General features: G+C 57.8%; 20 protein-coding genes and 1 pseudogene. 11 read left to right on the plus strand and 10 right to left on the minus strand.

What is annotated here, in order from left to right:
- The first annotated feature begins 26 nt into the window (after window positions 1–26).
- Window positions 27–833, plus strand: a complete 807-nt coding sequence (locus AB5Y97_RS10150) for a MipA/OmpV family protein (protein ID WP_368157794.1) — start codon at window positions 27–29, stop codon at window positions 831–833.
- Window positions 834–918: 85 nt separating this feature from the next.
- Here the strand turns inward: AB5Y97_RS10150 and AB5Y97_RS10155 are convergent, their stop codons facing one another.
- The gene (locus tag AB5Y97_RS10155; RefSeq protein ID WP_368157796.1) at window positions 919–1,719 is read right to left on the minus strand and encodes an alpha/beta fold hydrolase; all 801 of its coding nucleotides are present in this window, start codon (window positions 1,717–1,719) and stop codon (window positions 919–921) included.
- Window positions 1,720–1,904: 185 nt separating this feature from the next.
- Here AB5Y97_RS10155 and ppk2 point away from each other — a divergent pair, with 185 nt between their 5' ends.
- Window positions 1,905–2,720, plus strand: coding sequence for a polyphosphate kinase 2 (gene ppk2 / locus AB5Y97_RS10160; protein ID WP_368157798.1), 816 nt, complete (start codon window positions 1,905–1,907; stop codon window positions 2,718–2,720).
- Between the two features lie 100 nt (window positions 2,721–2,820).
- Here the strand turns inward: ppk2 and AB5Y97_RS10165 are convergent, their stop codons facing one another.
- The 5 genes from AB5Y97_RS10165 to yejK all read right to left on the minus strand — a co-directional run bounded on the left by AB5Y97_RS10165 (window position 2,821) and on the right by yejK (window position 9,296).
- Entirely contained in the window at window positions 2,821–3,957 is a 1,137-nt protein-coding gene (locus AB5Y97_RS10165) for an ABC transporter ATP-binding protein (protein ID WP_005333867.1), read from the minus strand.
- Between the two features lie 68 nt (window positions 3,958–4,025).
- Window positions 4,026–4,916, minus strand: a complete 891-nt coding sequence (gene malG / locus AB5Y97_RS10170; protein WP_005333868.1) for a maltose ABC transporter permease MalG — start codon at window positions 4,914–4,916, stop codon at window positions 4,026–4,028.
- A gap of 12 nt (window positions 4,917–4,928) precedes the next feature.
- Entirely contained in the window at window positions 4,929–6,581 is a 1,653-nt protein-coding gene (gene malF, locus AB5Y97_RS10175) for a maltose ABC transporter permease MalF (RefSeq protein ID WP_005333870.1), read from the minus strand.
- Between the two features lie 75 nt (window positions 6,582–6,656).
- Window positions 6,657–7,838: a maltose/maltodextrin ABC transporter substrate-binding protein MalE gene (gene malE, locus AB5Y97_RS10180; RefSeq protein WP_005333871.1), complete on the minus strand. Its 1,182-nt coding sequence runs from the start codon at window positions 7,836–7,838 to the stop codon at window positions 6,657–6,659.
- 408 nt (window positions 7,839–8,246) lie between these two features.
- A complete protein-coding gene (gene yejK / locus AB5Y97_RS10185) occupies window positions 8,247–9,296 on the minus strand; it encodes a nucleoid-associated protein YejK (protein WP_368157799.1) in 1,050 nt (349 codons plus the stop codon).
- 73 nt (window positions 9,297–9,369) lie between these two features.
- On the opposite strand from yejK, the gene AB5Y97_RS10190 reads away from it, so the two are divergent.
- Both AB5Y97_RS10190 and AB5Y97_RS10195 read left to right on the plus strand, forming a co-directional pair.
- Complete coding sequence (locus AB5Y97_RS10190; RefSeq protein ID WP_005333874.1) at window positions 9,370–9,597, plus strand: YejL family protein; 228 nt, start codon at window positions 9,370–9,372, stop codon at window positions 9,595–9,597.
- Between the two features lie 47 nt (window positions 9,598–9,644).
- Window positions 9,645–11,495 carry a DUF3413 domain-containing protein gene (locus AB5Y97_RS10195; RefSeq protein ID WP_157160541.1) on the plus strand — a complete coding sequence of 617 codons (1,851 nt, stop codon included), beginning with the start codon at window positions 9,645–9,647 and terminating at the stop codon, window positions 11,493–11,495.
- An 85-nt stretch (window positions 11,496–11,580) separates the two neighbouring features.
- Here AB5Y97_RS10195 and AB5Y97_RS10200 read toward each other — a convergent pair whose 3' ends face one another.
- Entirely contained in the window at window positions 11,581–12,447 is an 867-nt protein-coding gene (locus AB5Y97_RS10200; RefSeq protein ID WP_265776365.1) for a MetQ/NlpA family ABC transporter substrate-binding protein, read from the minus strand.
- A gap of 522 nt (window positions 12,448–12,969) precedes the next feature.
- Here AB5Y97_RS10200 and AB5Y97_RS10205 point away from each other — a divergent pair.
- A complete protein-coding gene (locus AB5Y97_RS10205) occupies window positions 12,970–14,844 on the plus strand; it encodes a S8 family serine peptidase (protein ID WP_368157801.1) in 1,875 nt (624 codons plus the stop codon).
- Window positions 14,845–14,862: 18 nt separating this feature from the next.
- Window positions 14,863–15,321 (plus strand): hypothetical protein, encoded by a 459-nt coding sequence (locus AB5Y97_RS10210; RefSeq protein WP_201945440.1) that lies wholly within the window; start codon window positions 14,863–14,865, stop codon window positions 15,319–15,321.
- A 69-nt stretch (window positions 15,322–15,390) separates the two neighbouring features.
- On the opposite strand, the gene ppsA is transcribed toward AB5Y97_RS10210, so the two are convergent.
- Window positions 15,391–17,763, minus strand: coding sequence for a phosphoenolpyruvate synthase (gene ppsA, locus AB5Y97_RS10215; RefSeq protein ID WP_201945441.1), 2,373 nt, complete (start codon window positions 17,761–17,763; stop codon window positions 15,391–15,393).
- 347 nt (window positions 17,764–18,110) lie between these two features.
- On the opposite strand from ppsA, the gene AB5Y97_RS10220 reads away from it, so the two are divergent.
- Window positions 18,111–18,923, plus strand: coding sequence for a pyruvate, water dikinase regulatory protein (locus AB5Y97_RS10220; RefSeq protein WP_005344832.1), 813 nt, complete (start codon window positions 18,111–18,113; stop codon window positions 18,921–18,923).
- Window positions 18,924–19,162: 239 nt separating this feature from the next.
- Here AB5Y97_RS10220 and AB5Y97_RS10225 read toward each other — a convergent pair whose 3' ends face one another.
- Complete coding sequence (locus AB5Y97_RS10225) at window positions 19,163–19,498, minus strand: hypothetical protein (protein ID WP_139436194.1); 336 nt, start codon at window positions 19,496–19,498, stop codon at window positions 19,163–19,165.
- A gap of 347 nt (window positions 19,499–19,845) precedes the next feature.
- On the opposite strand from AB5Y97_RS10225, the gene AB5Y97_RS10230 reads away from it, so the two are divergent.
- Window positions 19,846–21,228, plus strand: a complete 1,383-nt coding sequence (locus AB5Y97_RS10230) for an amino acid permease (protein WP_005352966.1) — start codon at window positions 19,846–19,848, stop codon at window positions 21,226–21,228.
- 88 nt (window positions 21,229–21,316) lie between these two features.
- On the opposite strand, the gene AB5Y97_RS10235 is transcribed toward AB5Y97_RS10230, so the two are convergent.
- Window positions 21,317–21,643, minus strand: coding sequence for a helix-turn-helix transcriptional regulator (locus AB5Y97_RS10235; RefSeq protein ID WP_005344826.1), 327 nt, complete (start codon window positions 21,641–21,643; stop codon window positions 21,317–21,319).
- A 106-nt stretch (window positions 21,644–21,749) separates the two neighbouring features.
- Between AB5Y97_RS10235 and AB5Y97_RS10240 the strand changes: the two are divergent.
- The 3 genes and pseudogenes from AB5Y97_RS10240 to AB5Y97_RS10250 all read left to right on the plus strand — a co-directional run bounded on the left by AB5Y97_RS10240 (window position 21,750) and on the right by AB5Y97_RS10250 (window position 25,163).
- Window positions 21,750–22,819 (plus strand): annotated as a pseudogene (locus AB5Y97_RS10240) (permease).
- Between the two features lie 326 nt (window positions 22,820–23,145).
- Window positions 23,146–24,009, plus strand: coding sequence for a PAS domain-containing protein (locus AB5Y97_RS10245; protein WP_368157804.1), 864 nt, complete (start codon window positions 23,146–23,148; stop codon window positions 24,007–24,009).
- Between the two features lie 66 nt (window positions 24,010–24,075).
- Window positions 24,076–25,163 (plus strand): IS3-like element ISAs22 family transposase gene (locus AB5Y97_RS10250; protein ID WP_088821966.1). Its coding sequence is split into 2 segments (ribosomal slippage): window positions 24,076–24,328 and window positions 24,328–25,163, totalling 1,089 coding nucleotides; the frame shifts between segments, so codons are not numbered across the junction.
- Window positions 25,164–25,202 lie beyond the last annotated feature (39 nt).

Consider the following 25,202-nt stretch of genomic DNA (forward strand, 5'->3'; position numbering starts at 1 on the left):
CATGCAATAGTGACAACGGAGTGTCCATGACCTTTCTTCGTCAAATCAGAGCGGCAGGGCTGACGGCCCTGCTCTTCACTGCCGCCCTGCCCGCCCGCGCCGATATCGACCTTGGCGCCATGGATCTGCTCACCAGCGACAGTCCCACCAGCCCGGTGCCACAAGGCTTTGTCGCCGGTGCGGCGCTCATCGGGGGACAGGCCCGCTACGAGGCGCAGGATAATGCCGCCTACGCCATCCCGGGCTTTATCTACTTCGGCAAGCAATTCATGTTTCTCGGCGATCGGGCGCGCTACTACTTCCACAAAGATGAGAACGTGGCCCTGTATGGCTATGGCCGGGTCCGTTTTGGCAATCTGGATCCCGAGGATTCTCCGGCCTTTACTGGCATGGAACAGCGCAAATGGCAGTTGGAAGGCGGGATCGGTGGCAACATCATCACCCCCTACGCCCTGCTGACCGTGCGGGCCAACAGCGATGTCACCAGTCGCAGCAAGGGGCAGGAGCTGCTGCTGTGGGCCGACTTCCCCATACTGCGCGACAACCTGCTGATCATGCCGGGGATGGGGGTGATGCTGCGCAGCGACAAGATGGCCAACTACTACTTCGGCGGCATCTCCGAGAGCGAGGCAACCGCCCAGCGGCCCGCTTGGGATACCGGTACCACCCTATCCCCGATGGCGGCCCTCATCACCAGTTACCGCTTCAGCCCCAACTGGATTGGCATGTTTGCCATGAACTACGAATGGTATGATCGGGACATCAAAAACAGCCCCATCGTCCAGCACGATGGCGAACTATACGCAGGATTTGCCCTCGGCTATATCTGGTAACGCTGAGGAGTTGTGAAACAAGACCAAACAAAAGGGAGCCCTCGGCTCCCTTTTTCACAACCATCGTCAGGCTGCCAATTCAGACTTATAGCGCAGCCAGAAATTCGCTCAGTTGCTGATTAACGAAGGCCGGATTTTCCAGCGACGAGATGTGGCCAGCCGCCGGGATCTCCTTGAACGGGCAACCCAGCACCTCGGCCATCAGATAGCCCTCCAGCACTGGACGGGCTTTGTCTTCGCAGCCGGTCATCACCAGCGCGGGAGTGGTGATCTCCTCCAGCCACTCGATGCGATCTTCGCGGGTCACAAAACTACGCCCCACCGCCACCATGGCGGCGATCTTATCCTTTGGCCAGGCGGCAAGGCGCGCCTTGAAACCGCTCATCAGCGCTTCATCGGGCTGATTGGCAAAAAAGAGCGGCGCCACCTGTTCGACGATGGGCGCCGGAATGGTGCCGAGCTGCTCGATCATCGCCAGCATGCCGAGGTAGCGTTCGCAGGTAATCTGCGGTTCGAGGCCAACGAAACTGTCCATCAGCACCAGTCCCTTGAGGCGAGCTGGGGCCATGCGCGCCAGTTCCACACCCCACATGCCACCGATGGAGAGGCCCACCAGCACGAACTCGTCAACCCCGAGGGCATCGAGCAGCGCCAGATGATCCCGCGCCAGCGTCGCCAGGGTGCAGCCACCGTCGGGGAGCAGGTCGGAATCGCCGTGGCCCCACAGCTCGGGAACGATGCAGCGATAACTACCCTTGAGCGCCTCGATTTGCGGTGCCCACATGGCGCTGTCCCACAGGTAGCTATGGCCAAACAGCAGCACCGGCCCTTGCCCTTCATCCAGATAGGCCATCCGGCGACCCGCGATGTCCATAAATTGCTTCATGTTCTCTCCTGTTGCCAACTTCTGATGATTAGACGGCAGTGCAAATCACCATAGCCATAAATGGCTTCATGTTGGCTTCTGTTGCCAACTAACGGGGCGGCAGTGTAACACGTCCTACTTGGCAGTCGACTCTCCCTGGTGCAAGCTGAAGTGACGGCAAGAAGGGACTCAAAAAGGAGAAGAAGATGCCGAAGGACAAGAGCAAGAAGCGGCCACGTCTGGACAAGAAATGCTATGAGCACCACCTTGCCCATCTGCAGGAGGAGCTGGTCAAGCTCCAGGAGTGGGTCAAACAGGAGGGGTTGAAGGTAGTGGTACTGTTCGAGGGACGGGACGCAGCTGGCAAGGGGGGCGTCATCAAGGCGATCACCGAGCCGCTAAACCCCCGGGTCTGCCGGGTCACGGCACTGCCCGCACCCTCCGATCGTGAGCGCTCCCAATGGTACTTTCAGCGTTATGTGGCGCACCTGCCCGCCGCTGGCGAGATGGTGCTGTTTGACCGCTCCTGGTACAACCGGGCCGGGGTCGAGCGGGTGATGAGCTTTTGTAGCGACGCCGAGTATCGCGAGTTTCTGCGCGCCTGCCCCGAGTTTGAGCGAATGCTGATCCGCTCCGGCATCACACTGATCAAATACTGGTTCTCGGTCTCCGATGAGGAGCAGGAGAAGCGCTTCAAGGAGCGGATCAACACCCCCATCAAGCGCTGGAAGTTCAGCCCGATGGATTTGCAGTCCCGCTCGCGCTGGGTGGAGTACTCACGCGCCAAGGATGACATGTTCACCTACACCGACACCGAGGATTGCCCCTGGTTCGTGGTAGAAGCGGACGACAAGCGCCGTGCCCGCCTCAACTGCATCTCCCACCTGCTGGGCAAGGTGCCCTATGAGGCGATACACTATGAGCCCATCAGCCTCCCCCCCATCAAGACCGAAGGGTATGAGCGCCCGCCCCTGACCAGCCAGCACTTCGTACCGGATATCACCGCCGACCTCGAGACCTGACAGACACTCGCCATTTGCGGCGAGCAGATAATAAAAAGCCGGTCTGACGACCGGCAAAAAGGCATTGATTATTAAGAAAGGAAAACCGGCACAACAAAAATCAGGTACGGATATATTTGGCCGTGCGCGGGAACGCCTGCTCCTTGGCATCGAACAGGTAGCAGGCTTCGGCCGGGATACCCACGCTGTAGGTCTGACCGGTCGCCACATCCACATCCGAGGTGGCCTTGACGGTAAAGTCGTGACCATCCACATCCATATAAACGAAGGACTCGGCCCCCAGGTGCTCGGCCACCTGCACGATCCCGCTCACCTTGCTGTGCGCATGGGGGTGATCCAGCGGCATCAGGTGCTCGGGGCGAATACCCAGCTCCACCTTGTCACCCACAGCGCCACTGCGGGCATCGACCCGGGCCCGCACGGTATCGCCAGAGGTCAACTTGACCAGGCACTCCTGCTCTCCAATCTCCAGCAACTCACCCGCCAGGAAGTTCATCTTGGGAGAGCCGATAAAGCCCGCCACGAACTTGTTGTCCGGGTTGTGGTAGAGATCCAGCGGTGAACCGAACTGTTCCAGGTTGGTGGCAGCTTCGGCCTTGAGCGGGCTCAGCACCACAATCTTGTCGGCCAGGGTCATCGCTTCCACCTGATCGTGGGTCACATAGATGATGGTGGAGTTGAGCTCCTTGTGCAGCTTGGCGATCTCGATCCGCATCTTGACCCGCAGCGCGGCATCCAGGTTGGAGAGCGGTTCGTCAAACAGGAACACCTGCGGCTGCTGCACGATGGAGCGACCGATGGCGACACGCTGACGCTGACCACCGGAGAGCGCCTTGGGCTTTCTGTCCAGCAGCGGCTCGAGACCCAGGATCTCGGCGGCGCGCATCACCCGCTTGTGGATGTTCTCTTTGTCCATCTTCTTGAGCTTCAGACCAAAGGCCATGTTCTCGTAGATGTTCATGTGCGGATAAAGGGCGTAGGACTGGAACACCATGCCGACGTTGCGCTCTACCGGCGGCACGTCGTTCATGTAGCGACCGCCGATGGTCAGCTCACCGCTGGTGATGTCTTCCAGACCCGCGATCATCCGCAGCAGGGTGGATTTGCCACAGCCGGACGGGCCGACGAAGACGATGAACTCCCCTTCCTTGATGGAGAGGTTGATGTTGCGCAGGGTGTCCTTGTGAACAGCCGGATCGTAATTTTTGCGAACGTTGTTGAGTACTACTTCAGCCATGACGAGCTCCGCTCTTGAATCTTTGCAAATCGTGATAGCGGGGGGAGTCAGCTCCCCCGGCCATAAACTTAACCTTTCACACCACCAGCTGTCAGACCGCCAACCAACCAGCGCTGTGCCAACAGGAAGACCACTGTGATGGGGAAACCGGAGAGCACTGCGGCCGCCGCGAAATCACCCCACAGATAGTTCTGCGGATAGAGGTACTGCTGGGCCCCGACCGCCAGGGTCAGATTGTTCACATCCTGCAGCAGGATGGAGGCCATGGGCACCTCGGTAATGGAACCGATAAAGGCCAGAATAAACACTACCGCCAGGATGGGTACCGACAGGGGCAACAGGATCAGACGGAATGCCTGCCACGGGGTTGCACCGTCGATGGCCGCCGCCTCCTCCAGGGAGGAGTCGATGGTCTCGAAGTAGCCCTTGATGGTCCAGACGTGGAGGGCAATACCCCCCATGTACGCCAGGATCAGGCCACCGTGGGTGTTGAGACCGAGCCAGGGGATGTAGTCACCAATCTTGTTAAAGAGCGCGTAGATGGCTACCAGTGCCAGCACTGCCGGGAACATCTGGAAAATCAGCATGCCCTGCAGGATGGTGGACTTGCCACGAAAGCGCAGGCGGGCAAAGGCGTAAGCACAGGTGGTGGAGAGCGTCACGATCATCAGGGCAGTGATGCCGGCGATCTTGATGGAGTTCCACAACCAGGTCAGCACCGGGAACGGCGGCGGCGTGATGCTGCCGTCGGCGTTGGTGATAGACATGCCCAGCGCCAGCTTCCAGTGATCCAGGGTCGGATTGGAGGGGATTATCTCCCCTACCGCGAAGTTACCGTTACGGAACGAGATGGCGATAACCATGATCAACGGGAAGATGATCAACGCCAGGAAGCCCCACATGACCAGGTGGGTTGCCCACACCCGGTATTTGACTGATTTGGGTTGTACGATTGCCATGTTGAAGCCTCCTTACAGCTGCTTGTCGGCTTTGGACAATTTCAGGTTGAGCAGCGCCAGCGCACCTACGATGAGGAAGATAGCTGTGGCGATGGCACTGGCCAGACCGTAGTCCTGACCACCCGATCCCTGGAACGCAATCCGGTAGGTATAACTCACCAGCAAGTCGGTGGTACCGGCCGGGGTGCTGGCGCCGATGATGTCGGGCGCACCGTTGGTCAACAACTGGATAAGCACGAAGTTGTTGAAGTTGAAGGCGAACGAGGCAATCAACAGCGGTGTCAGCGGCTTCATCAGCAGCGGCACGGTGATCTTGAAGAAGTTCTGTACCGGGCCGGCACCGTCCATGGCGGACGCTTCATAGAGATCTTCCGGAATGGCTTTGAGCAGGCCCATGCAGAGGATCATCATGTAGGGATAGCCGAGCCAGGTGTTGACAATCAGGATCATCACCTTGGCCAGGAAGGGGTTGGTATACCAGTCCGGCTTGATGCCAAACGCCGCTTCCAGGAACATGTTGATCTCACCGAAGTTCTGGTTGAACAACCCCTTGAACACCAGGATGGAGATAAACGCCGGGATCGCATAGGGCAGGATCAACATGACCCGATAGAAACCGCGCCCCTTGAGCTCTTCCCACTGCACCAGACAGGCCAGCACCATGCCGATAGCCAGGGTGAAAGCGACGGAGCAGGTTGAGAAGATCACGGTCCAGATGAAGATCTGCAGGAAGGGTGACTGGATACCCGGATCGGTGACGATGCGCGCGAAGTTCTTCCAACCGACGCTCACCACAAAGCCCGGAGCAATACCCTTGCCGACAAACTGACCCTGTTCGTCGATGTACTGATAGAAGCCGGTCTCACCATTGGGCAGCATCAGCTCGCCATTCTGGGTATCACGCAGCAGGTTGCTGTCTTTGATCACCACGCCGGACTTGAGCACGGCACCATCCATCAGACGGGTGTAGTGCTGCTTCTGGGCGGCAAACTTGCGCAGGCTGCTCAGGGTCAGGTGGGTACCGCCATCCGGCAGCACCAGATCAAGGTCACTCAGGTGAGTACGATGCTCAACAATGGCGCGGATCGGTGCGGCCTTGCTGGCCGCTTCGCCAGTGAAGGGCTGCAGCTCGACCACTTGCTGGGTGTTCTGCACACGGCCCTCGCGGGACGCCAGCTCACGGGCCTTGTTGGTCATCAGGGAAACAGGTTGGCTGATAAAGGATTGATCATCCTGTGTCAGCAGCAGCTGGAACTGGCCATTGTCGCCACCCAGCAGGGTAAAATCGAATTCACCGCCCGCCACCTTGTAGGTTTTCTTCAGGTGGTAGTCCCGCGCCTGCTCCACGGAGAGCAAGTTGGACCCCGAATAGTTGGTGAAGGCAATGCCAATGGTGTAGGCAAGAGGGAAGATGATAAACACAACCATGCCCGCAACACCCGGAAAGATGTAGCGATGGGCATAGGTCTTCTTGTTCATGAAGACATACAGACCGACGGAAACCACCACCAGATCCAGCAGCGCGAATACCCACTCGCCACTAGCGTACATCATCACGGCTGCGTAGCCGTTGAGGATGGCAACCAGGGCCGCTATGGTCCACTTAAGCCAGGTGTGCTTATCCTTCGGACCGGCATAGGACTCAACAGAAGGTACTACTTCCATGCCAATTAACCTTTATAACGCCAAGAGAGATTTGAGAGAGTGGGAGGCCATGACGGCCTCCCGGGTAGTGCGTGCTTACTGAACGATACGCTTGGCAGCGGTATCCAGTGCTTCGTCAACACCCTGACGACCGGAGGTCACGTTCTTGAGGGCAGTTTCGAAGGAAGACCAGAAACGGCTCATCTCGGGAACGGATGGCATCGGCTCACCAGCCTGGGCGTTCAGCATGGTGGCCTTGATGTGCGGATCGGATTCCAGGGTCTTCTGGAAGGATTTCAGCGCAACGGCACCCAGCGGCTTGTCGGCGTTAACCGGCGCCAGACCGGCATCGGTCAGCAGGTAGTTTTCCAGGAACTCGATGGCCAGATCCTTGTTCGGGCTGGCGGCGTTGATGGTGGCACCCAGTACGCCAACGAAGGCTTTGGCCGGCTTGCCGTTCAGGGTCGGCAGCGGCGCTACGCCGTACTTGATGCCGCTCTTGTCCAGGTTGCTCCAGGCCCAGGGACCGTTGATCATCATGGCCACTTCGCCCTTGTTGAACTTGGCGTCCATCACACCGTAGTCGATGCCTTTTTCCAGGTGACCGGACTTGATCATCTCGGAGATGTAGCCCACGCCCATCTTGGCACCTGCGTTGTTCACGCCGGTATCTTTGACGTCATAACCGGTAGCGGTTTTCTTGAAGGCGTAACCACCGTTGGCAGCCACCAGCGGATAGCTGAAGTAGGGGGTGTCATAAGCCCACATGATGGCGCGCTTGCCGTTTTTCTTCAGAGTCTCGTCAATCTTGGCGATCTCTTCGAAGGTTTTCGGCGGCTCGGGCAGCAGGTCTTTGTTATAGATCAGGCTGACCGCTTCCATGGCAACCGGGTAGCCATAGGTTTTGCCATCAACAGTCATGGCATCCCATGCCAGCTGTTCAAATTTGCCTTTGGTGGCAGCGTTCGGCGTTACCGGAACCAGCAAACCGGCTTTGACCCACTCACCGTAACGGTCGTGAGCCCAGAAGAAGATGTCCGGGCCGTTGCCAGTGGCGGCGGCTTGCTGGAATTTCACTTCAACCTGATCCGGGTGAGCCACAGTAACCTTGATGCCGGTTTCTGCTTCAAACTTCTTACCCACTTCAGCCAGACCGTTGTATCCCTTGTCACCGTTGATCCAGATGGTCAGCTGGCCTTCATCGATGGCAGCAGTAGCAGAGCAAGCGACGCCAAGAGTGGCCAGACCGATCAGGGATGACAGCAATTTCTTTTTCATGAGCCTTTCCTTGTATTAGTTCCGCGCTGTAAGAGCATTGTGTGCGAGATGAATATTATCCCAAGCGGCAAACGGCTCACATGACGCAACTCGCATTTTTGAAATGCAATTACGTATTTCCTTCCAGAAAGTTTTGAAAACATTTTCTTATTTCAGGGAATTACGGCCATTTATCGGCTTAATTCCAGACAACCACAGAATAATAATTACCAAAATGAAATAAAATTTCATGAGTGAAAGGGTTTTCACCTCAATGAAAACCCTTTCAGATGGTTTATTTTGTTTGATTTGTTAACAAAGTACCGCGCCAGTTTCGAGGTCTGCCCGGGCGCAATAAAAAAAGAGACCCCGCCGGGGCGGAGTCTCTTTTTGCGAGAAATGACGAGTTGATCACACTCGGGAGCATGACTACGACTGGCGCAGCAGCTGATCCTTAAGATTGGGCGGCACACCCTTGATGGTCAGGGTGTCGGTCTGGGGATCGTAAAAGATCCGGCTGTTCAACAGCTTCTGCTCAAAGCTCAGAGTCAGACCGCCGCCGGAGCCAACAAACTTGGTCAAACCACGCAGGGTAGAGCGATCCGCCGGGAAACGCTCTTCCAGCTCATACTCCTGACCGATAAAGCTGTAAAAATCGAGGTCACCGTCGCCGGGCAATTCTGCAGACAGCTCCTTGATTTCGATCTCTTCACCGGCGCTCGCCTGTTCGGTGCAATATTTGAAGACCTGCTTTTTATAGTCATTGCGCTCGGTCGGTTCGAGCTGACAACTGTCGCAATAATCTTCGACCGCCTGCAGCAAGCCTTTATTTTGTACCTTGGCATCCATGCCCTCGCGGGCACCCAGCAGATCCATAAAGAAGTCGCCCAGTTTGCGACCAATGCGCCCCTTGCTGAAGGTGATATAGCGGCGCGAATCCGGTTGGGTTTTCCATTCGGTCAAATCAATACGGGCCACCAGATTGAGTTTGCCGATATCCAGATACTGGATATGGCGTAATTCCAGCGCTTCGCTGACGGTGACGCTCTCCTTGCCCTCCAGCAGAGCAATCAGCAGATAATCGACCCCGACGTAGTTATATTTGGCAAACAGCAGCACCCCCTGCTCATCGAGGGCGTGCTCCACCAGCTGCTTGACCAGCATCTGGGTCACGGTGACCGAGAAGGGGACGAATTCGGTCTGCTCGTCGAGCAGCTGTTCGAGGGCGATACGAAATGCGGGTGAAGGCTGCTTGGGAGCCTCTTCACCGTCGGCCAGCTCGGCGACGGCGGCCTCGGGATCAGCAAAGAAGCCAAAGCCCTTGCCGCCCTTGCCGTTGTAGATCCGATGCAGTTCCGCCATCAGTCCCTGTACCGCCTCATCAGGGGGCAGGGTCTGGCTGCGGGTATCGGCGTGGGGTTGACCATCGCCGCCCTGGCGCAAGGAGTGAAGAATGATCTTGTCGATATCGAGACTCATGTCACAAAGCCATAGTGTTAGCCGAAAGGGTGAAGTATTATAAGGCGCTTTGAACCGAGATGAACTGAAGATTATGCCTATCGTATCAAAGTACAATAACGAGCAATTTGACGCCCTGATGAACGACCTGATCACCGCGCTGGAAAAGCATAAAGCGCCGGTAGATCTCAGCCTTATGGTGCTTGGCAATCTGACCACCAATATCATCAACGGTATGGCACCAGCCCAGCGCCAGGCCATCACTGAAAAGTTTGTCCAGGCCCTGACCGCATCGGTCGATAATCGCCACGACGCACACTGAGTCCCCGACTCTGTTGATTTGACGTTTCTCAACGCAGATGGATCACTATGGTCGAAACCGGTAACCCCTATCGTGATAATGTCTCTCGCCTGATCACCTGGGGGCATTGGTTCTCCTTCTTCAACATTATTCTGGCCATGCTCATCGCCACCCGTTATCTGGGTGCCATCAGCTGGCCATCGACCACGCTTGGCGTGATCTATCTCGTTGTAAGCTGGATTGGCCACTTCTCGTTTCTGAGTTTTGTCACCTACCTGTTGACGATCTTCCCGCTCAGCTTCGTGCTGCCCAAGGAGAAGTCGTTGCGGTTCATCTCGGCCATCATCGCCACCCTGGCGCTGGTGCTGCTGCTGATCGACACCCAGGTATTCCGGCTGTTCAAGTTCCACCTCAACAGTCAGGTATGGCAGTTGCTGCTGGATCAGGCGCAGACCGAAGAGGGCTCAATCTGGAGCATCATCTTCGTTGCCGTGCCCACCATCTTCCTGCTGCAACTGCTGCTGTCGGCCTATGTCTGGCGCAAGATCAACAAGCGCAAGCGCCGCCAGTACGGCAATCAGGTGGGGCTGGCCCTGCTGATCTGCTTTATTCTGACCCATGTGGTCAACAGCTGGGCGGATGCGACCCTCTATCAGCCCATCACCATGCAGAGAGCCAACTTCCCCCTCTCCTACCCCATGACGGCCCGCTCCTTCTTGGCCAAACATGGTTGGCTGGATCTGGATCAGTACGAGAAGCAGGCTGCTTCCCAGGGGGATAACAGCGACAGCCGGATGCACTATCCGCTGCGCCCGCTCAACGTCAACGCCCCCCTGACTCACAACAATCTGCTGATTGTGGTGGTCGACTCATTGCGTTTTGACATGCTCAACAACATCAACATGCCCAATCTGCAGCGCTATGCGGATCAGCATCTGACGTTCCGCAATCACCTGAGTGGCGGCAACGACGACCTGATGGGCATGTTCAGCCTCTTCTACGGGTTGCCCGGTCACTACTACAAGGACATCAGCAGCGACAAGCGTCCGCCGGTGCTGTTCGACGAGATGCTGCGCCAGGATTACCAGTTCGGGCTGTTCGGCGCGATGGAAGATGCCCAGAAGTATCGCAAGAGCATCCTCGCCGGTCTGCGCAAGCAGGTGTTTGTCTCAGAGCAGAGTGACGATGGCAAGCTGCTGACCGACTGGCAACAGTGGCTGGAGAAGCGCTCACCCGAGCGTCCCTGGTTCTCGCTGGTCTATCTCTCGAGCCCCGGCGACTACCAGTTGCCCGCCACCATGAAGGGGCCGTTCCAACCGGAGCTTGCCAACTTCAATCCGGCGACCGCCTATCGGGCGGAGAACCTGCAAAAACTGGAGAACCGCTACAAGAACTCGGTCTTCTATACCGACCAGTTGCTTGAGCAGATGCTGACCAAATTGCAGTCGCAGGGGATGGACAGCAACACCATCGTCGTCATCACCTCCAACCACGGTCAGGAGTTCAACGACACCCGCAGCAACAGCTGGGGCGCAGGCAGCAACTACTCACTCTATCAGGTGCAGGTACCGCTGGTACTGGCCTGGCCGGGGCGCGGCAGTGACGTTCGGGAACAACCAAGCAGCCATTTCGATCTGGCGCCGACCCTGATGCAGGGGATGCTGGGCGTGCGCAATCCGGCGCGCGATTACAGCGTTGGCCGCTCGCTGTTTGATACCAGCCCGCGCAACTGGCTGCTGGCCGGGGATCAGAACGACTTCGCCATCTATGAAGGGGACACCATCACCCACTTCAACAAGCAGGGTGACTTCGAACTGCTGGAGCGCAACAGCTATCGCCCGATCAAGCACGGCACCCCGGATATGGGCGCCATGATCCAGGTGATGAACGAGCTGAACCGCTTCTATCGCAACCAGTGAAGCGCCCCTTAATGGCTTGCTACCATAAAAAACGCCCCGAATTTGGGGCGTTTTTCGTTGTATAGCCGGGCCACGTTCACGACAGTTAGCCACCCCACCCTTGCGGGTACTTGTAGCCGACGAAACGCTTGGCTGCATAGGCTTTGAAAGCCGCCGAGTTGTAGGCCGCCGCCACATCTTTGGCAAACGGCTGATCCGCATCTGCGCTTTTCACCACCACCCAGTTGATAAAATCGTAGCTGCGCTCCAGAAACAGTCCTTCACTGAACGGGATACCGCTGGAGGCAGCAAAATTACCGTTGATCACCGAGAAGTCCACATCCTCGCGCGAGCGGGGCAGTTGTGCTGCCTCCAGCAACACCAGCTTGAGATTGTGCGGATTGTTCACCACATCAAACTCGCTCGCCTTGAGCGGGTTTATCCCCTCCTTGAGGGTCAGCCAACCAAGATCCTGCAGCATCAACAACGCCCGCGCCTGATTGGTGGGATCGTTGGGGATGGCCACCGTGCTCCCCTCTTTCACCTTGTCGAGTGCTGCCAACTTGCCGGAATAGAGTCCCATCGGGCCAGTTGGCACTTGGGTAATGGGCGCCAGCGACAAGCCGCGATCTTTGGCAAAACTCTCCAGATAAGGTTTGTGCTGGAAGCAGTTCACATCCAGTGATCCGTCAGCCAGAGCAATATTGGGGGTCACATAGTCGGTGAACTCCACCAGCTTGACCTTGTACCCCTTGGCCTCCAGCTGCGGCTTGATGGAGTCGGTCACCATGTCGGCAAAATCCCCCACCGTGGTACCAATCACGATCTCCTGTTTGGTCGGCAAGGACGCATCGGCGGCAACCGCGGAAAAAGAGAGGCTCCCGACCGCTATCGCGGCAATAAAGGTGCTGGCGCCAGCAGTGGCGCGCAAGGAAGCAGTCAAAGGAGAAGATAAGAAGAAACGAAACGGCATAGGGACTCCCTGTCAGGTACGCATCAAGCTATGGGACTGCGGCGGGGTGGCTCTCAGAGATTAGGCCCCTCAAACCGCAGCAATCTAGCCATCCAAACGGCTATTTTGGTTACCATAACAGAGTCATCCACTGCCGCCAAGCAATAAACCGCTGGTTCCACCTCATCACCCTTGCTGTCACCCCCGAATGCATAGCTGTACTCACGTTGGCACACACAACCATGCCGCTCACGTTCAAGAGCGCACGAGCTCCCCTCGGGATTGCCCCGAATCGGGATGGCTACGGCGAAGGAGAGTCGCGAGAGGAGTGAATTACAGATAAAAAGATCAGTAGCGAGCGGTGAGAACCATTCTCAATAAAACACATAACCAGCGTCATTGGAATACCTACCACAAACCAGATCGGATTTCTTTGAACCTCATTGCGTTTTTTGAAAATGGCTCTTTTTGAACCCCTACCACCCGTGTATAGATTTCCGTCGCACTCAGGATGGTGCGATCCAAGATGGAGTTAAAAAAATAATGAAGCAAACATCGTTAGCACTGGCGATCACAGCACTGCTGTCGACCCTGCCCAGTGCGCTCGTTCAGGCAAATGAAGGTTGTGCGCCGCTCACCGGCAAGGAGAGCGGCATGGATATCGGACGCAGCAGCACCGAGCGCTGCCTGCCAGGTGCCAATCCCCTGCAGGAGCAGCAGTGGTATCTGCTCAACAGCGGCCAGGATGGATTCAGCTCCCGTGGCGGCATAGCGGGCAATGATCTCAACCTCTGGTGGGCTCATCGCACCGGCGTGCTGGGCCAGGGAGTCAATGTGGCCGTGGTGGATGATGGTCTGGCCATCGCCCACCCGGATCTGGCGGACAACGTGCGTCCGGGGTCGAAAAACGTGGTAACCGGCAGCGATGACCCGACACCGACCGATCCGGATACGGCCCACGGCACTTCGGTCTCCGGCATTATTGCGGCGGTGGACAACGCCATCGGTACCAAGGGTATTGCCCCGCGAGCCCAGTTGCAGGGTTTCAACCTGCTGGATGACAACAGCCAGCAGTTGCAGAAGGATTGGCTCTACGCCCTTGGCGACAGCGATGCCAGCCGCGACAACCGGGTGTTCAACCAGAGCTACGGCATGAGTGTGGTGGATCCCCGCTCTGCCAACTCTCTGGATCAATCCCAGCTTGATCGTCTGTTTGAACAGCAGACCCTCAAGGCGCAGGGCGCAGCCTATATCAAGGCCGCCGGCAACGGCTTCAACAAGATAGCGGCGGGCGGCTATGTGCTTAACCGCACCGGCAATGGCCCCAAATTGCCGTTTGAAAACAGCAACCTCGATCCCTCCAACAGCAACTTCTGGAACCTGGTGGTGAGCGCTCTCAACGCCGATGGCGTCAGATCTTCCTACTCCAGCGTCGGCAGCAACATCTTCCTGAGCGCGACCGGCGGCGAGTACGGTACCGACTCTCCGGCGATGGTAACCACGGATCTGCCCGGCTGCGACATGGGTTACAACCGCACCGACGATCCCAGCACCAACCGGCTGCACGGCAACCCGCAACTGGATGCCAGCTGCGACTACAACGGCGTGATGAACGGCACCTCCTCCGCCACCCCCAGCACCTCCGGTGCCATGGCGCTGCTGATGTCTGCCTACCCGGATCTGTCGGTACGTGACCTGCGGGATCTGCTGGCGCGCAGCGCAACCCGGGTCGATGCCACACAGAAACCTGTGATGGTCAGCTACACCAGCAGCACCGGCAAGGTGCGCGATGTGAAAGGGCTGGAAGGGTGGGAGCGTAATGCCGCCGGCATGTGGTTCAGCCCCACTTACGGTTTTGGTCTGATTGACGTCAACAAGGCCCTTGAGCTGGCAGCCAATCACCAGCCCCTGCCCCCGCTGGTGCAACTGCCGTGGCAGAAGATCAATGTCAGCGGCAGTGCCGCCGCCATTGCGGATGTGGGCAACAGCCCGACCAGCTCGACAACCCGCATCGCGACACCATTGACGGTAGAAGCGGTTCAGGTGATGGTGAGCCTGGATCACCAGCGCCTGCCCGATCTGCTGATCGAACTGGTCTCCCCCGCCGGCACCCGCAGCATCCTGCTGAGCCCCTTCAACAGCCTGGTCGGCCAATCTCTCGACCAGCAACAACTGGGCTTTGTGCGAACCAAGGGATTGCGCGACATGCGGATGCTATCCAACAAGTTCTACGGCGAATCGGCGCAAGGCACATGGCGACTGGAAGTAACCGATGTTGCCAACGGTACCCGTCAGGTCTCTCTGCTCAATCGCGAGACCCGTGAGCGTACCACCCTGACCGAGCGCAACAATCGCCAACCGGGCAAGCTGATCTCATGGTCCCTGCGGGTCCTGGGTCACGATGCCAACCGCAGCTAACACGCTAGGAGTATTACCATGAACAAACCTGTTACCTTGCTTCTGGCAACCCTGCTGGCCCCCCTCTCGGGACAGCTCTGCGCCCAAGAGTCCGTCACCATGGATGGCAAGCAGTACAGCACCATAGAGGTGAACGGCCAGACTTACCTCATTCCCGACAACGACAGCAAGAAGCGGGTCGCCCGCAGCCTTGACAGCAAGGTCCCGCAACAGACCCTGCGCCGCGGTGACGTGTTGATGCAAGGGGCCGCCAGCCCGGAGCTGACTGTAAGCGGCACCCTGCTGGTGGAAGCTGACGATGCCAGCGCCAAGGCGCTGGCGACTCGCCACGGCCTGAACTTCAAACAGAGCAGTGGTGGTATCGCCCTGCTGGAGGCCAAACCGGGCACCGATCTCAACGCCATCACCACCAAGCTCAAGAGCGAAGGGGTGAAGGTACAGATCGAGCTGTCGGGGGCCGAACAGCAGCCGAAATAGGTCGCGACACGCAGATAACAAAGGGGGCCATTATGGCCCCCTTTCTGTACTGCTCATTTTGATAGTGGCTTACTTGGCACCATGCTGCTCCGCCAGATAGAGCCAGGTATCGACCACGGTATCGGGGTTGAGCGACACCGAATCTATCCCCTGCTCCACTAGCCAGGCGGCAAAGTCCGGGTGATCGGATGGCCCCTGACCGCAGATCCCCACGTACTTGCCCGCCTTGCGCGCAGCCTGGATCGCCATCGCCAGCAGCGCCTTGACCGCCTCGTTACGCTCGTCGAACAGGTGGGCAATCAGCCCCGAGTCCCGATCCAGCCCAAGGGTGAGCTGGGTCATGTCATTGGAGCCGATGGAGAAGCCGTCCACGTGCTCGAGGAACTTGTCTGCCAAGAGGGCGTTGCTCGGGATCTCGCACATCATGATCACCTTGAGCCCCCGCTCGCCGCGGCGCAGACCGTTCTCGGCCAGGATGTCGATCACCTGCTCCGCCTCGCCCACGGTGCGCACGAAGGGGATCATCACCTCGACGTTGGTCAACCCCATCACATCGCGCACCCGCTTGATCGCCTCGCACTCGAGGGCAAAGCAGGGGCGGAAGCTATCGGCGATGTAGCGGGATGCGCCACGAAAACCGATCATCGGGTTCTCCTCGTGGGGCTCGTAGCCACGACCGCCCACCAGATTGGCGTACTCGTTGGACTTGAAGTCCGACATCCGCACAATCACCCGCTCCGGCCAGAACGCAGCACCCAGAGTGGCGATCCCCTCGGTCAGCTTGGCCACGTAGAACTCCCGCGGGCTGTCGTAACCGGCGATCATCTTGCCGATGGTGGCCTGCAGCTCTGGGGTTTGCTGGTCAAACTCCAGCAAGGCCTTGGGGTGCACGCCGATCATCCGGTTGATGATGAATTCAAGGCGCGCCAGCCCTACCCCGGCATTGGGCAACTGAGCAAAGTCGAAAGCGCGGTCCGGGTTGCCGACGTTCATCATGATCTTGATGGGCAGGCGCGGCATATTGCCCACCTCGGTCACCGCCACGTCGAAGTCCAGCTCGCCGTCATAGATAAAACCGGTATCCCCTTCCGCGCAGGAGACGGTGATCCGCTGGCCCGGCTGAATATGATCGGTAGCGTTGCCACAGCCCACCACTGCCGGAATGCCCAGCTCGCGGGCGATAATGGCGGCGTGACAGGTGCGGCCACCCCGGTTGGTGACGATGGCGGAGGCCCGCTTCATGATGGGCTCCCAGTCCGGATCGGTCATGTCGGTGACCAGCACGTCGCCGGGTTGTACTTCGTCCATCTGGCTGATGGAGGAGATGACCCGCGCCGGACCCGCGCCAATCTTGTGGCCGATGGCCCGCCCCTCGATCAACACCTTGCCCGCTTGCTTGAGGGCAAAACGCTCGAGGGTGTTGGCCTCCTGACGGCTGCGCACGGTTTCCGGGCGAGCCTGCACGATATAGAGCTGGCCATCCTGACCATCCTTTGCCCACTCGATATCCATCGGGCGGCCATAGTGCTGCTCGATGATGAGGGCCTGTTTCGCCAGCGCCATCACCTCCTCATCGCTGATGCAGAAGCGGCTGCGCTCGGCCTCATTGGTGTCGACAATCTTCACCTGACGGCCGTGACCGGCATCGTCAGAGTAAGTCATCTTGATAAGCTTGGAGCCGAGGGTCTTGCGCACCACCGCCGGGCGGCCCCCCTTGAGGGTCGGCTTGTGCACATAGAATTCATCCGGGTTGACCGCTCCCTGCACTACCATCTCGCCAAGACCATGGGCCCCGGTGATAAAGACCACGTCGTTGAAGCCGGACTCGGTATCCAGAGTAAACATGACGCCGGAGGCGGCGAGATCCGAGCGCACCATCCGCTGTACCCCGGCCGAGAGGGCAACGCCCTTGTGGTCATAGCCCTGATGCACCCGATAGGAGATAGCGCGATCGTTGAACAGGGAAGCAAACACATGCTTGACCGCCGTCATGACGGCATCGATGCCACGTACGTTGAGGAAGGTCTCCTGCTGACCGGCAAAGGAGGCGTCCGGCATATCTTCGGCGGTGGCGGAGGAGCGCACCGCAAACGAGGCCTCGACACCGGCACTCAACTTTTCATAGGCAACCCGGATAGCCTGCTCCAGCTTGGGCTGGAACGGCGCTTCTATCACCCAGTCGCGGATCTGCTGACCGGCCCGGTTGAGGGCGGCGATATCGTCCACGTCGAGATTGTCGAGCAGATGGTGGATCTTGCCGTTGAGGCCGCTTGACTCCAGAAACTCGTTAAACGCAAAGGCGGTGGTGGCAAAGCCCCCCGGCACGGATACGCCGGCGCCAGAGAGGTTGCTGATCATCTCGCCAAGGGATGCGTTCTTGCCGCCAACTCGTTCTACGTCCTGCATTCCGAGTTGTTCGTACCAGAGCACGTACTGTTGCACTTGGATGTCTCCAGGTTGGTGGGCACCGATGCCATAGCACCTCGTGCGCCCGATTTAATCGATGAGGTTATGGGTAAGTCAGGTGCGTTATTGTCTGTTTCTTTTGTTGCCAACGACCATGAAAACGTTTTCCACTGGTTTTCAAAAAAATCCCCGAGCAAGCGTTGGGGATGGTCGAATGACCGGAACATTCTACAATGGCGACACAAAAAGATAACGATTCAGGTTTGCTAGCCACTTCACAACTTGGGCACAGCAGACCGGTTGACAAAACTGGTATGGTTTCGGGAGATACTTCTCACCCCTTACCCCATGCGACCCTACCCGCGGTATCACAGGAGCCCTACGTGCACACCGTATTTTATGTTTCAGACGGAACCGCTATCACCGCCGAAGTGTTCGGTCACGCGGTATTGAGCCAGTTTCCGCTGGCCTTCGAGCAGATCACTATCCCCTTTGTGGAGACACTGGAGAAAGCCCGTCAGGTACGGATGCGGATCGATGAGCAGTTCCGCCAGACCGGGGTACGCCCCATTCTGTTTCACACCATCGTCGACCCGCTGGTACGGGAAGAGGTACTGAAATCAGAGGCGTGCGGCCACGACTTTCTCAACACCTTCGTCAGCCCGCTGGAGCAGGAGCTGGGGGTAAAAGCCGAGCCCCGCCTCCACCGCACCCACGGCATGGAGAATCGCAAGCTCTATGACGATCGCATCGAGGCGGTCAACTTCGCACTGGCCAACGACGATGGCATTACCACCAAGGAGTACGATGAGGCGGACATCATCCTGATCGGGGTCTCCCGCTGCGGCAAGACCCCCACCAGCCTCTATCTGGCGCTGCAGTTCGGCATTCGTGCCGCCAACTACCCCTTTATCGAGCAGGACATGGGGATGCTGGAGCTGCCCGCCCCCCTCAAGGCCAACCGTCACAAGCTGTTTGGCCTCACCATAGCGCCGCAGCGGCTGCACGAGATCCGTAACCAGCGCCGTGCCAACAGCCGCTACTCCTCCATCGAACAGTGCGAGCAGGAGCTGGCCTGCGTGGAGCGACTGTTTCGCCAGGAGGCGATCCGCTTCCTGGATACCAGCTCCCACTCGGTGGAGGAGATCAGCGCCAAGGTTCTCGAGGCAACCGGTCTGCGCCGCCAGCTCTGTTAAGCCAGCTTGACAGCTATCGGCATCAACAAAAGATAAAAATTACAGTGTCGCGGCGAAAGTCAGCTGTAGCGAACTGCAATTCACATAGATGGCAGTGAAAAGTATGGATAAAAAAGGGATAAGCACCACAAATGCTTATCCCTCTTCTTGTCGACCTTGGCGTTGTGCCCTTGTCACCCGCTGCCAGTTAGCCGCGATTCGATTCCGTTCTGCTGCGCTCGGCAAACAGCCAGCGTTCACTAACGATTGAGCTCAGGGTTGTTCATCAACCGGGCATAGAAGGCCAGTAAACCGTGGCGCAGGCGAACCCGCTCCGCCAGCCAGCCGCCAACGAGCGCCCCCGTTACCCCACCCACCAGCAACAGCGACTGCCAGTAGTGCAGCAACTCCTGATCACCGAGCGAGAGCCAGCCCAGCAGCATGGTGGCAGCCACCAGCAACAACAGCGGACTGGCGGCAATCCCTAACCAGAGCGCCACCAGCACACCCCGGGCAACCCCTTGTTGCAGCACGCTTTCGCGCTCTCTGTACTCCAACTCCCTGCACTCTTCCCTGTACTCTCGCTTGTTTGGCATCATTTGCATCCATTTGTGGCTTGGCACCACAAAAACACACCAACAAGACATAATGTCAATAAAACAGAATTCGATTGCACAAACATCAACCAAAAACTACCAAGAAGCCTCTTCAGATCATGAAAAAGCTGCCTTTGGTACAAAACACGGCCATTAGAGATGGAAAACAGGTGCATTCATGGCGGATTATCACTATTCTGCTTCGGTTGCCAGCCAACACTAAAAATTGAAAATGGCATGGCGTAACGAAATAAATACAGCTTTCGTCAGGTTTTGGCTACGCACTGCGGCCTGCTCAGGATGAGCCCAACACCGACCAGAGACAACAGAGACGTAAGGACAGACCCATGGATTTGAAACAAGACGGTGAGGAGCTGAAGCGCGGCCTTAAAAACCGCCACATTCAGTTGATTGCTTTGGGCGGCGCCATCGGCACCGGCCTCTTTCTGGGCATTGCCCAAACCATCAAGATGGCAGGCCCCTCCGTACTGCTGGGGTATGCAATCGGCGGCTTTATCGCCTTCCTGATCATGCGCCAGCTCGGTGAAATGGTGGTGGAAGAGCCGGTAGCTGGCTCCTTCAGCCACTTTGCCTACAAATACTGGGGCGAGTTTGCCGGTTTTGCGTCCGGCTGGAACTACTGGGTGCTCTACGTGCTGGTGAGCATGGCCGAGCTGACCGCGGTGGGCATCTATGTCCAGTACTGGTGGCCCGAGATCCCGACCTGGATGTCGGCAGCCTTCTTCTTCGTGCTGATCAACGCCATCAACCTCTCCAACGTCAAAGCGTTTGGCGAGATGGAGTTCTGGTTCGCCATCATCAAGGTGGTCGCCATCATCGGCATGATTGGCTTTGGCGGCTATCTGCTCCTCTCCGGTGCCGGCGGACCCGAGGCAAGCGTCACCAACCTGTGGGCTCAGGGCGGCTTCTTCCCCAACGGCATCAGCGGTCTGGTGATGGCGATGGCGGTGATCATGTTCTCCTTTGGAGGTCTGGAGCTGGTGGGCATTACCGCCGCCGAAGCGGACAACCCCGAGAAGAGCATTCCCAAGGCCACCAATCAGGTGATCTACCGCATCCTCATCTTCTACATCGGCGCCCTGGCTATCCTGATGTCCCTCTATCCCTGGGGTAAAGTGGTGGAAGGCGGCAGCCCGTTCGTGATGATTTTCCACGCTCTGGACAGCAATCTGGTCGCCACCGTACTCAACATCGTGGTACTGACAGCGGCACTGTCGGTCTACAACAGCTGCGTCTACTGCAACAGCCGGATGCTGTTCGGGCTGGCCAAACAGGGCAACGGCCCGAAAGCTCTGCTCAAGACCAACAAGAGCGGCGTGCCGCTGGTGGCCCTCTCGGTCTCGGCCATCGCCACCCTGCTCTGCGTGCTGATCAACTACCTGATGCCGGGCAAGGCGTTCGGTCTGCTGATGGCGCTGGTGGTCTCCGCACTGGTGATCAACTGGGCGATGATTAGCCTCGCGCACCTCAAGTTCCGCAAGGCCAAGGTCGCAGAAGGCGTCCAGCCCAAGTTCAAGGCGTTCTGGTATCCCTTCGGCAACTATCTCTGCCTCGCGTTCATGGCTGGCATTCTGGTGATCATGTATATGACCCCCGATTTCCGCATCTCGGTCGAACTGATCCCCGCCTGGCTGGTGGTACTGGGCATTGGCTTTGTCATCAAGCGCAAAGGACAAGCCCAAAGCAAGGTCGCAGCCAATCTGGGTTAATGCCCGAATCTAGCGACATCAATGCAAAACGCCGATCACATGATCGGCGTTTTTTTATTGCGCGCAGCACGACTAGCAGCCGTAGCCCTCAGGAAGGCAGCTCTTGCCTTTGATCTTGCCGATGCTCCGGGCTGTTGACGCAACACTCATCGCGGAAAAAAGCGATGATCTCCTCCAACACCGCGTATTGAGAGACGCAAAGCAGGGTGCGACTCTCCCGGTTTTGCTTCACCAGCCCCACCGAGACCAGCGCCGCGATATGGTGGCTGAGGGTGGAAGCGGGGATCGCCAGCTGCTTTTGCAGCTCCCCCACCGGCAGCCCCTGCTCTCCCGCCTTGACCAGATGCTTGAAGATAAACAGCCGGGTCGGATGACCCAGCTCTTTCAATGCCTTGGCGACCTCTTCCAGTTGCATCTCTGCTCCCTCCACGAATGTGATATTTCGATAATACCAGAAATATCTTGACCGGCCATTCATTTCGATTATTTTGGAAATATAGAAACCAAGTGAGGATACGACAATGAATGAGTGGTTAACCATGCTGACCGATGCAGCCCAGATGTTCCTGTTTCTGGCTGTCGAGCTGTCGGTGCTGTTTCTGGTCATTAGCGCCGGGGTCAGCCTGATCCGCCAGAAGATCCCCGACGAGAAGATCCAGCGGATGCTGGGGGCGAGACATGGCAAGGGCTATCTGCTCTCGGCCCTGCTCGGTGCCGTCACCCCCTTTTGCAGCTGCTCCACCATCCCCATGCTGAGAGGGCTGCTCTCGGCCAAGGCTGGCTTTGGCCCCACCCCACCTTCCTGTTTATTTCGCCACTGCTGAACCCCATCATCGTCGGCTTGATGTGGGCCACCTTCGGCTGGAAAGTGACCCTGCTCTACGCCGTGATCGCCGCCAGCGTCTCCGTCATGGCGAGCATGCTGCTCGACAGATTGAGATTCGAGCGCCATGTCATCGACCCCAAAGAGGCCACCCCCTCTTGCGGTAGCGGCTGTGGCCCGGCGACCCGCACCACCACTCAAGCACATTGCAGTGACAACCAACGCAGTGCCATTCGCGCAATCAAACCCCTCAACGGGTCAGCGTGCTGCCCGGCACCGCAACCAGAGATGGCAGAACAGGCCACCCTCTCCTGCTGCGGCGATGGCACGGCAACCCTGACCAGAGCACCACAGCTCCCCACCGCCTGGGTCAAAGCTCGCCTCGATGCCTGGCAGCAATTCAAAGCGGTATTGCCCTTCCTGCTGCTGGGGGTGCTTATCGGCTCGTTTATTTACGGTTTTATTCCGGCCGAGTGGATCGCCGCCCATGCTGGTGCCGACAACCCGCTGGCCATCCCCTTCAGTGCCATCGTCGGGATCCCGCTCTACATCCGTGCCGAGGCCGTGATCCCGCTGGCGTCGGTACTACTGGGTAAAGGGATGGGAATGGGCGCCGTCATGGCGCTGATCATCGGCAGTGCCGGAGCCAGCCTGACCGAGGTGATCCTGCTCAAATCCATGTTCAGAACCCCGATGATTGTGGCCTTCCTTACCGTGATCCTCGGCATGGCGATCCTGATGGGCTACCTGACGCAACTGCTGTTTTAAGTCGCCCATCTTTAAACAGGCAAAATGCCAAAGCAGCCGAGTGTGAAACCATCAGGCTTCCCATAGACAAAACGCCGATCAACTGATCGGCGTTTTATCTATTCCGTACGGCAATCAATTTGAGACCGCCAAAGGATGAGGGGTTTGCTGCTCTCCGGGCCATGTGACTTGGCCTGCCACCCCTCGCCAAACCATGGTGTAAAAATGTGAGACCCATCCCGTCCCCACGCAGTAGCACAAGAGTTAATGTGCAACAACACAATAAATGAACATCCTCTGCCATACTCAAACGAAGTATTCCGTTACGCCGAAACCGGAGCCTGATCATGGTAACCAGCTCGCTTCACACCACAGATACCGAGGTTGAATTTGCCGACGATATCCAGTTGGTATCGACGACCGACCTCAAAGGGGACATCACCTACGCCAATCCGGCGTTTTGTCAGGTGGCAGGCTATCGCTTGGAAGAGATGTTGGGGCAGCATCACAATCTGGTGCGCCACCCCGACATGCCCAAGGCAGCGTTTGCCGATCTCTGGGCCCACCTGCAGGCAGGCAAACCATGGCGAGGCATGGTAAAAAATCGCTGCAAAGATGGTCGCTATTATTGGGTTGATGCCTATGTCACCCCGATCTATGAAGATGGCAAGATGGTCGGTTACCAATCCGTCCGCTGCCGTCCCGCCGCAGAGCACAAAGCGCGTGCCAGCAAGATGTACAAAACCCTTAAAGCCCGTGAAACCGGCTCTGCCATTCACATGGGCCTGCGTCAACTCACACCGGCCATGATGACCATACCTCTGCTGCTCGTCAGCGTGATCAGCGCGCTCTGGCTGCTCTCACCGCTGCAGGCGCTCTGGGTCATCATTCCTCTCTTGGCAGCCATCTGGTTCAATCGTCACCCTCTCTTCCTCACACCGCGATTCTTGCAGCAGCTCGAGCAGGATTACGACAGCATCAGCCGCCTTATCTTCTCGGGGGATGCCCCCCACAGCATTGCCGATTTCCATATCAAGCTCGGGCAAGCGAAGATCCGTACCGTACTCGGCAGGGTGGATGACACCACCGCGTCGCTCAATGCCATGGCCAATGACCTGCGCGGCTCCGCCTCGCTGGCCAGCCAGGATATCTCTTCGCAAGACACGCAGATCCAGCAGATTGCCACCGCCGTCACCCAGATGGCTTGGTAATCCCCCCGAAAAACTGAGGTGCTCATAAGTAGAATTTTCTCGTATCTTGAACGCAGGAGGTTCTACATGAAAACATCACGCTTTAGCGATGCACAGATCATCGCCATCCTCAAGCAGGCCGAGTCTGGTTCACCCGTCCCTGAGCTCTGCCGTGAGCATGGCATCAGCTCCGCCACCTTCTACAAGTGGCGCTCCAAATTCGGTGGCATGGATGCCTCTCTCATGGCGCGCCTCAAAGAGCTGGAAGAGGAAAATCGTCGCCTTAAGAAGATGTATGCCGAGGAGCGCCTAAAGGCTGAGATCATCTCCGAGGCGATGGCAAAAAAGTGGTGACGCCATCTGCCCGCAGGGAGATGGCGACCAAGGCTGTGGCTCATTACGCCATTTCTATCCGTCTGGCTTGCCAGGTGTTCAAGGTGAGCGAGGGTTGCTACCGTTATCAGCCCGTGCTGGCTGATGAAAACCAGGAGATTGCCGACTGGCTACTGCGCCTCACCGCCAACCAGCGCAACTGGGGTTTCGGACTGTGCTTCCTGTACCTGCGTAACGTCAAAGGCTTTGGCTGGAACCACAAGCGGGTCTACCGGATCTATCGGGCGCTAGAGCTCAATCTGCGGATAAAACCCAAGAAGCGGCTAGTACGCGCCAAGCCGGAGCCGTTGGCAGTCCCTGACCAACCGAATCACTGTTGGTCGATGGACTTTATGCATGACCAGCTCAGCGATGGTCGTTCGGTGCGGTTGTTTAATGTGATCGATGACTTCAATCGCGAAGCACTGTGCATCGAGGTGGATTTTTCCTTGCCTGCCTCGCGAGTCAAACGGGTGCTGGAGCAGGTCATCGAGTGGCGGGGCAAACCAGCCGCAATCCGCTGTGATAATGGTCCGGAATACATCAGCGAAGAGCTCAAGCAATGGGCGCAGCAGAAGAGGATTGCGCTGAGGTATATCCAGCCAGGCAACCCGCAGCAGAATGCCTACATAGAGCGATTTAACCGCACTGTGCGTTACGACTGGTTGGGCCATTACCTGTTTGAGTCACTGAATGAGTTACAGGAATTTGCCACGAACTGGCTGTGGGTTTATAACCATGAGCGGCCCAATATGGCGCTGGGCGGCTACACGCCGAAACAGCGCTTGGCACAGGCCGCATGACCTCTACTTTTGAGTGCTCCAAAAAATGGGGGGATTACC

The organism is Aeromonas sp. R10-2 (assembly GCF_040908445.1).
In the GTDB taxonomy this organism is placed as follows: Bacteria; Pseudomonadota; Gammaproteobacteria; order Enterobacterales; family Aeromonadaceae; genus Aeromonas; species Aeromonas veronii.

Bases quoted from the DNA above. Each gene is read 5' to 3' on its own strand.
- AB5Y97_RS10150 (WP_368157794.1), top strand. From the start codon at position 27: ATGACCTTTCTTCGTCAAATCAGAGCGGCAGGGCTGACGGCCCTGCTC.
- AB5Y97_RS10155 (WP_368157796.1), bottom strand. From the start codon at position 1,719: ATGAAGCAATTTATGGACATCGCGGGTCGCCGGATGGCCTATCTGGAT.
- ppk2 (WP_368157798.1), top strand. From the start codon at position 1,905: ATGCCGAAGGACAAGAGCAAGAAGCGGCCACGTCTGGACAAGAAATGC.
- AB5Y97_RS10165 (WP_005333867.1), bottom strand. From the start codon at position 3,957: ATGGCTGAAGTAGTACTCAACAACGTTCGCAAAAATTACGATCCGGCT.
- malG (WP_005333868.1), bottom strand. From the start codon at position 4,916: ATGGCAATCGTACAACCCAAATCAGTCAAATACCGGGTGTGGGCAACC.
- malF (WP_005333870.1), bottom strand. From the start codon at position 6,581: ATGGAAGTAGTACCTTCTGTTGAGTCCTATGCCGGTCCGAAGGATAAG.
- malE (WP_005333871.1), bottom strand. From the start codon at position 7,838: ATGAAAAAGAAATTGCTGTCATCCCTGATCGGTCTGGCCACTCTTGGC.
- yejK (WP_368157799.1), bottom strand. From the start codon at position 9,296: ATGAGTCTCGATATCGACAAGATCATTCTTCACTCCTTGCGCCAGGGC.
- AB5Y97_RS10190 (WP_005333874.1), top strand. From the start codon at position 9,370: ATGCCTATCGTATCAAAGTACAATAACGAGCAATTTGACGCCCTGATG.
- AB5Y97_RS10195 (WP_157160541.1), top strand. From the start codon at position 9,645: ATGGTCGAAACCGGTAACCCCTATCGTGATAATGTCTCTCGCCTGATC.
- AB5Y97_RS10200 (WP_265776365.1), bottom strand. From the start codon at position 12,447: ATGCCGTTTCGTTTCTTCTTATCTTCTCCTTTGACTGCTTCCTTGCGC.
- AB5Y97_RS10205 (WP_368157801.1), top strand. From the start codon at position 12,970: ATGAAGCAAACATCGTTAGCACTGGCGATCACAGCACTGCTGTCGACC.
- AB5Y97_RS10210 (WP_201945440.1), top strand. From the start codon at position 14,863: ATGAACAAACCTGTTACCTTGCTTCTGGCAACCCTGCTGGCCCCCCTC.
- AB5Y97_RS10225 (WP_139436194.1), bottom strand. From the start codon at position 19,498: ATGCCAAACAAGCGAGAGTACAGGGAAGAGTGCAGGGAGTTGGAGTAC.
- AB5Y97_RS10230 (WP_005352966.1), top strand. From the start codon at position 19,846: ATGGATTTGAAACAAGACGGTGAGGAGCTGAAGCGCGGCCTTAAAAAC.
- AB5Y97_RS10235 (WP_005344826.1), bottom strand. From the start codon at position 21,643: ATGCAACTGGAAGAGGTCGCCAAGGCATTGAAAGAGCTGGGTCATCCG.
- AB5Y97_RS10245 (WP_368157804.1), top strand. From the start codon at position 23,146: ATGGTAACCAGCTCGCTTCACACCACAGATACCGAGGTTGAATTTGCC.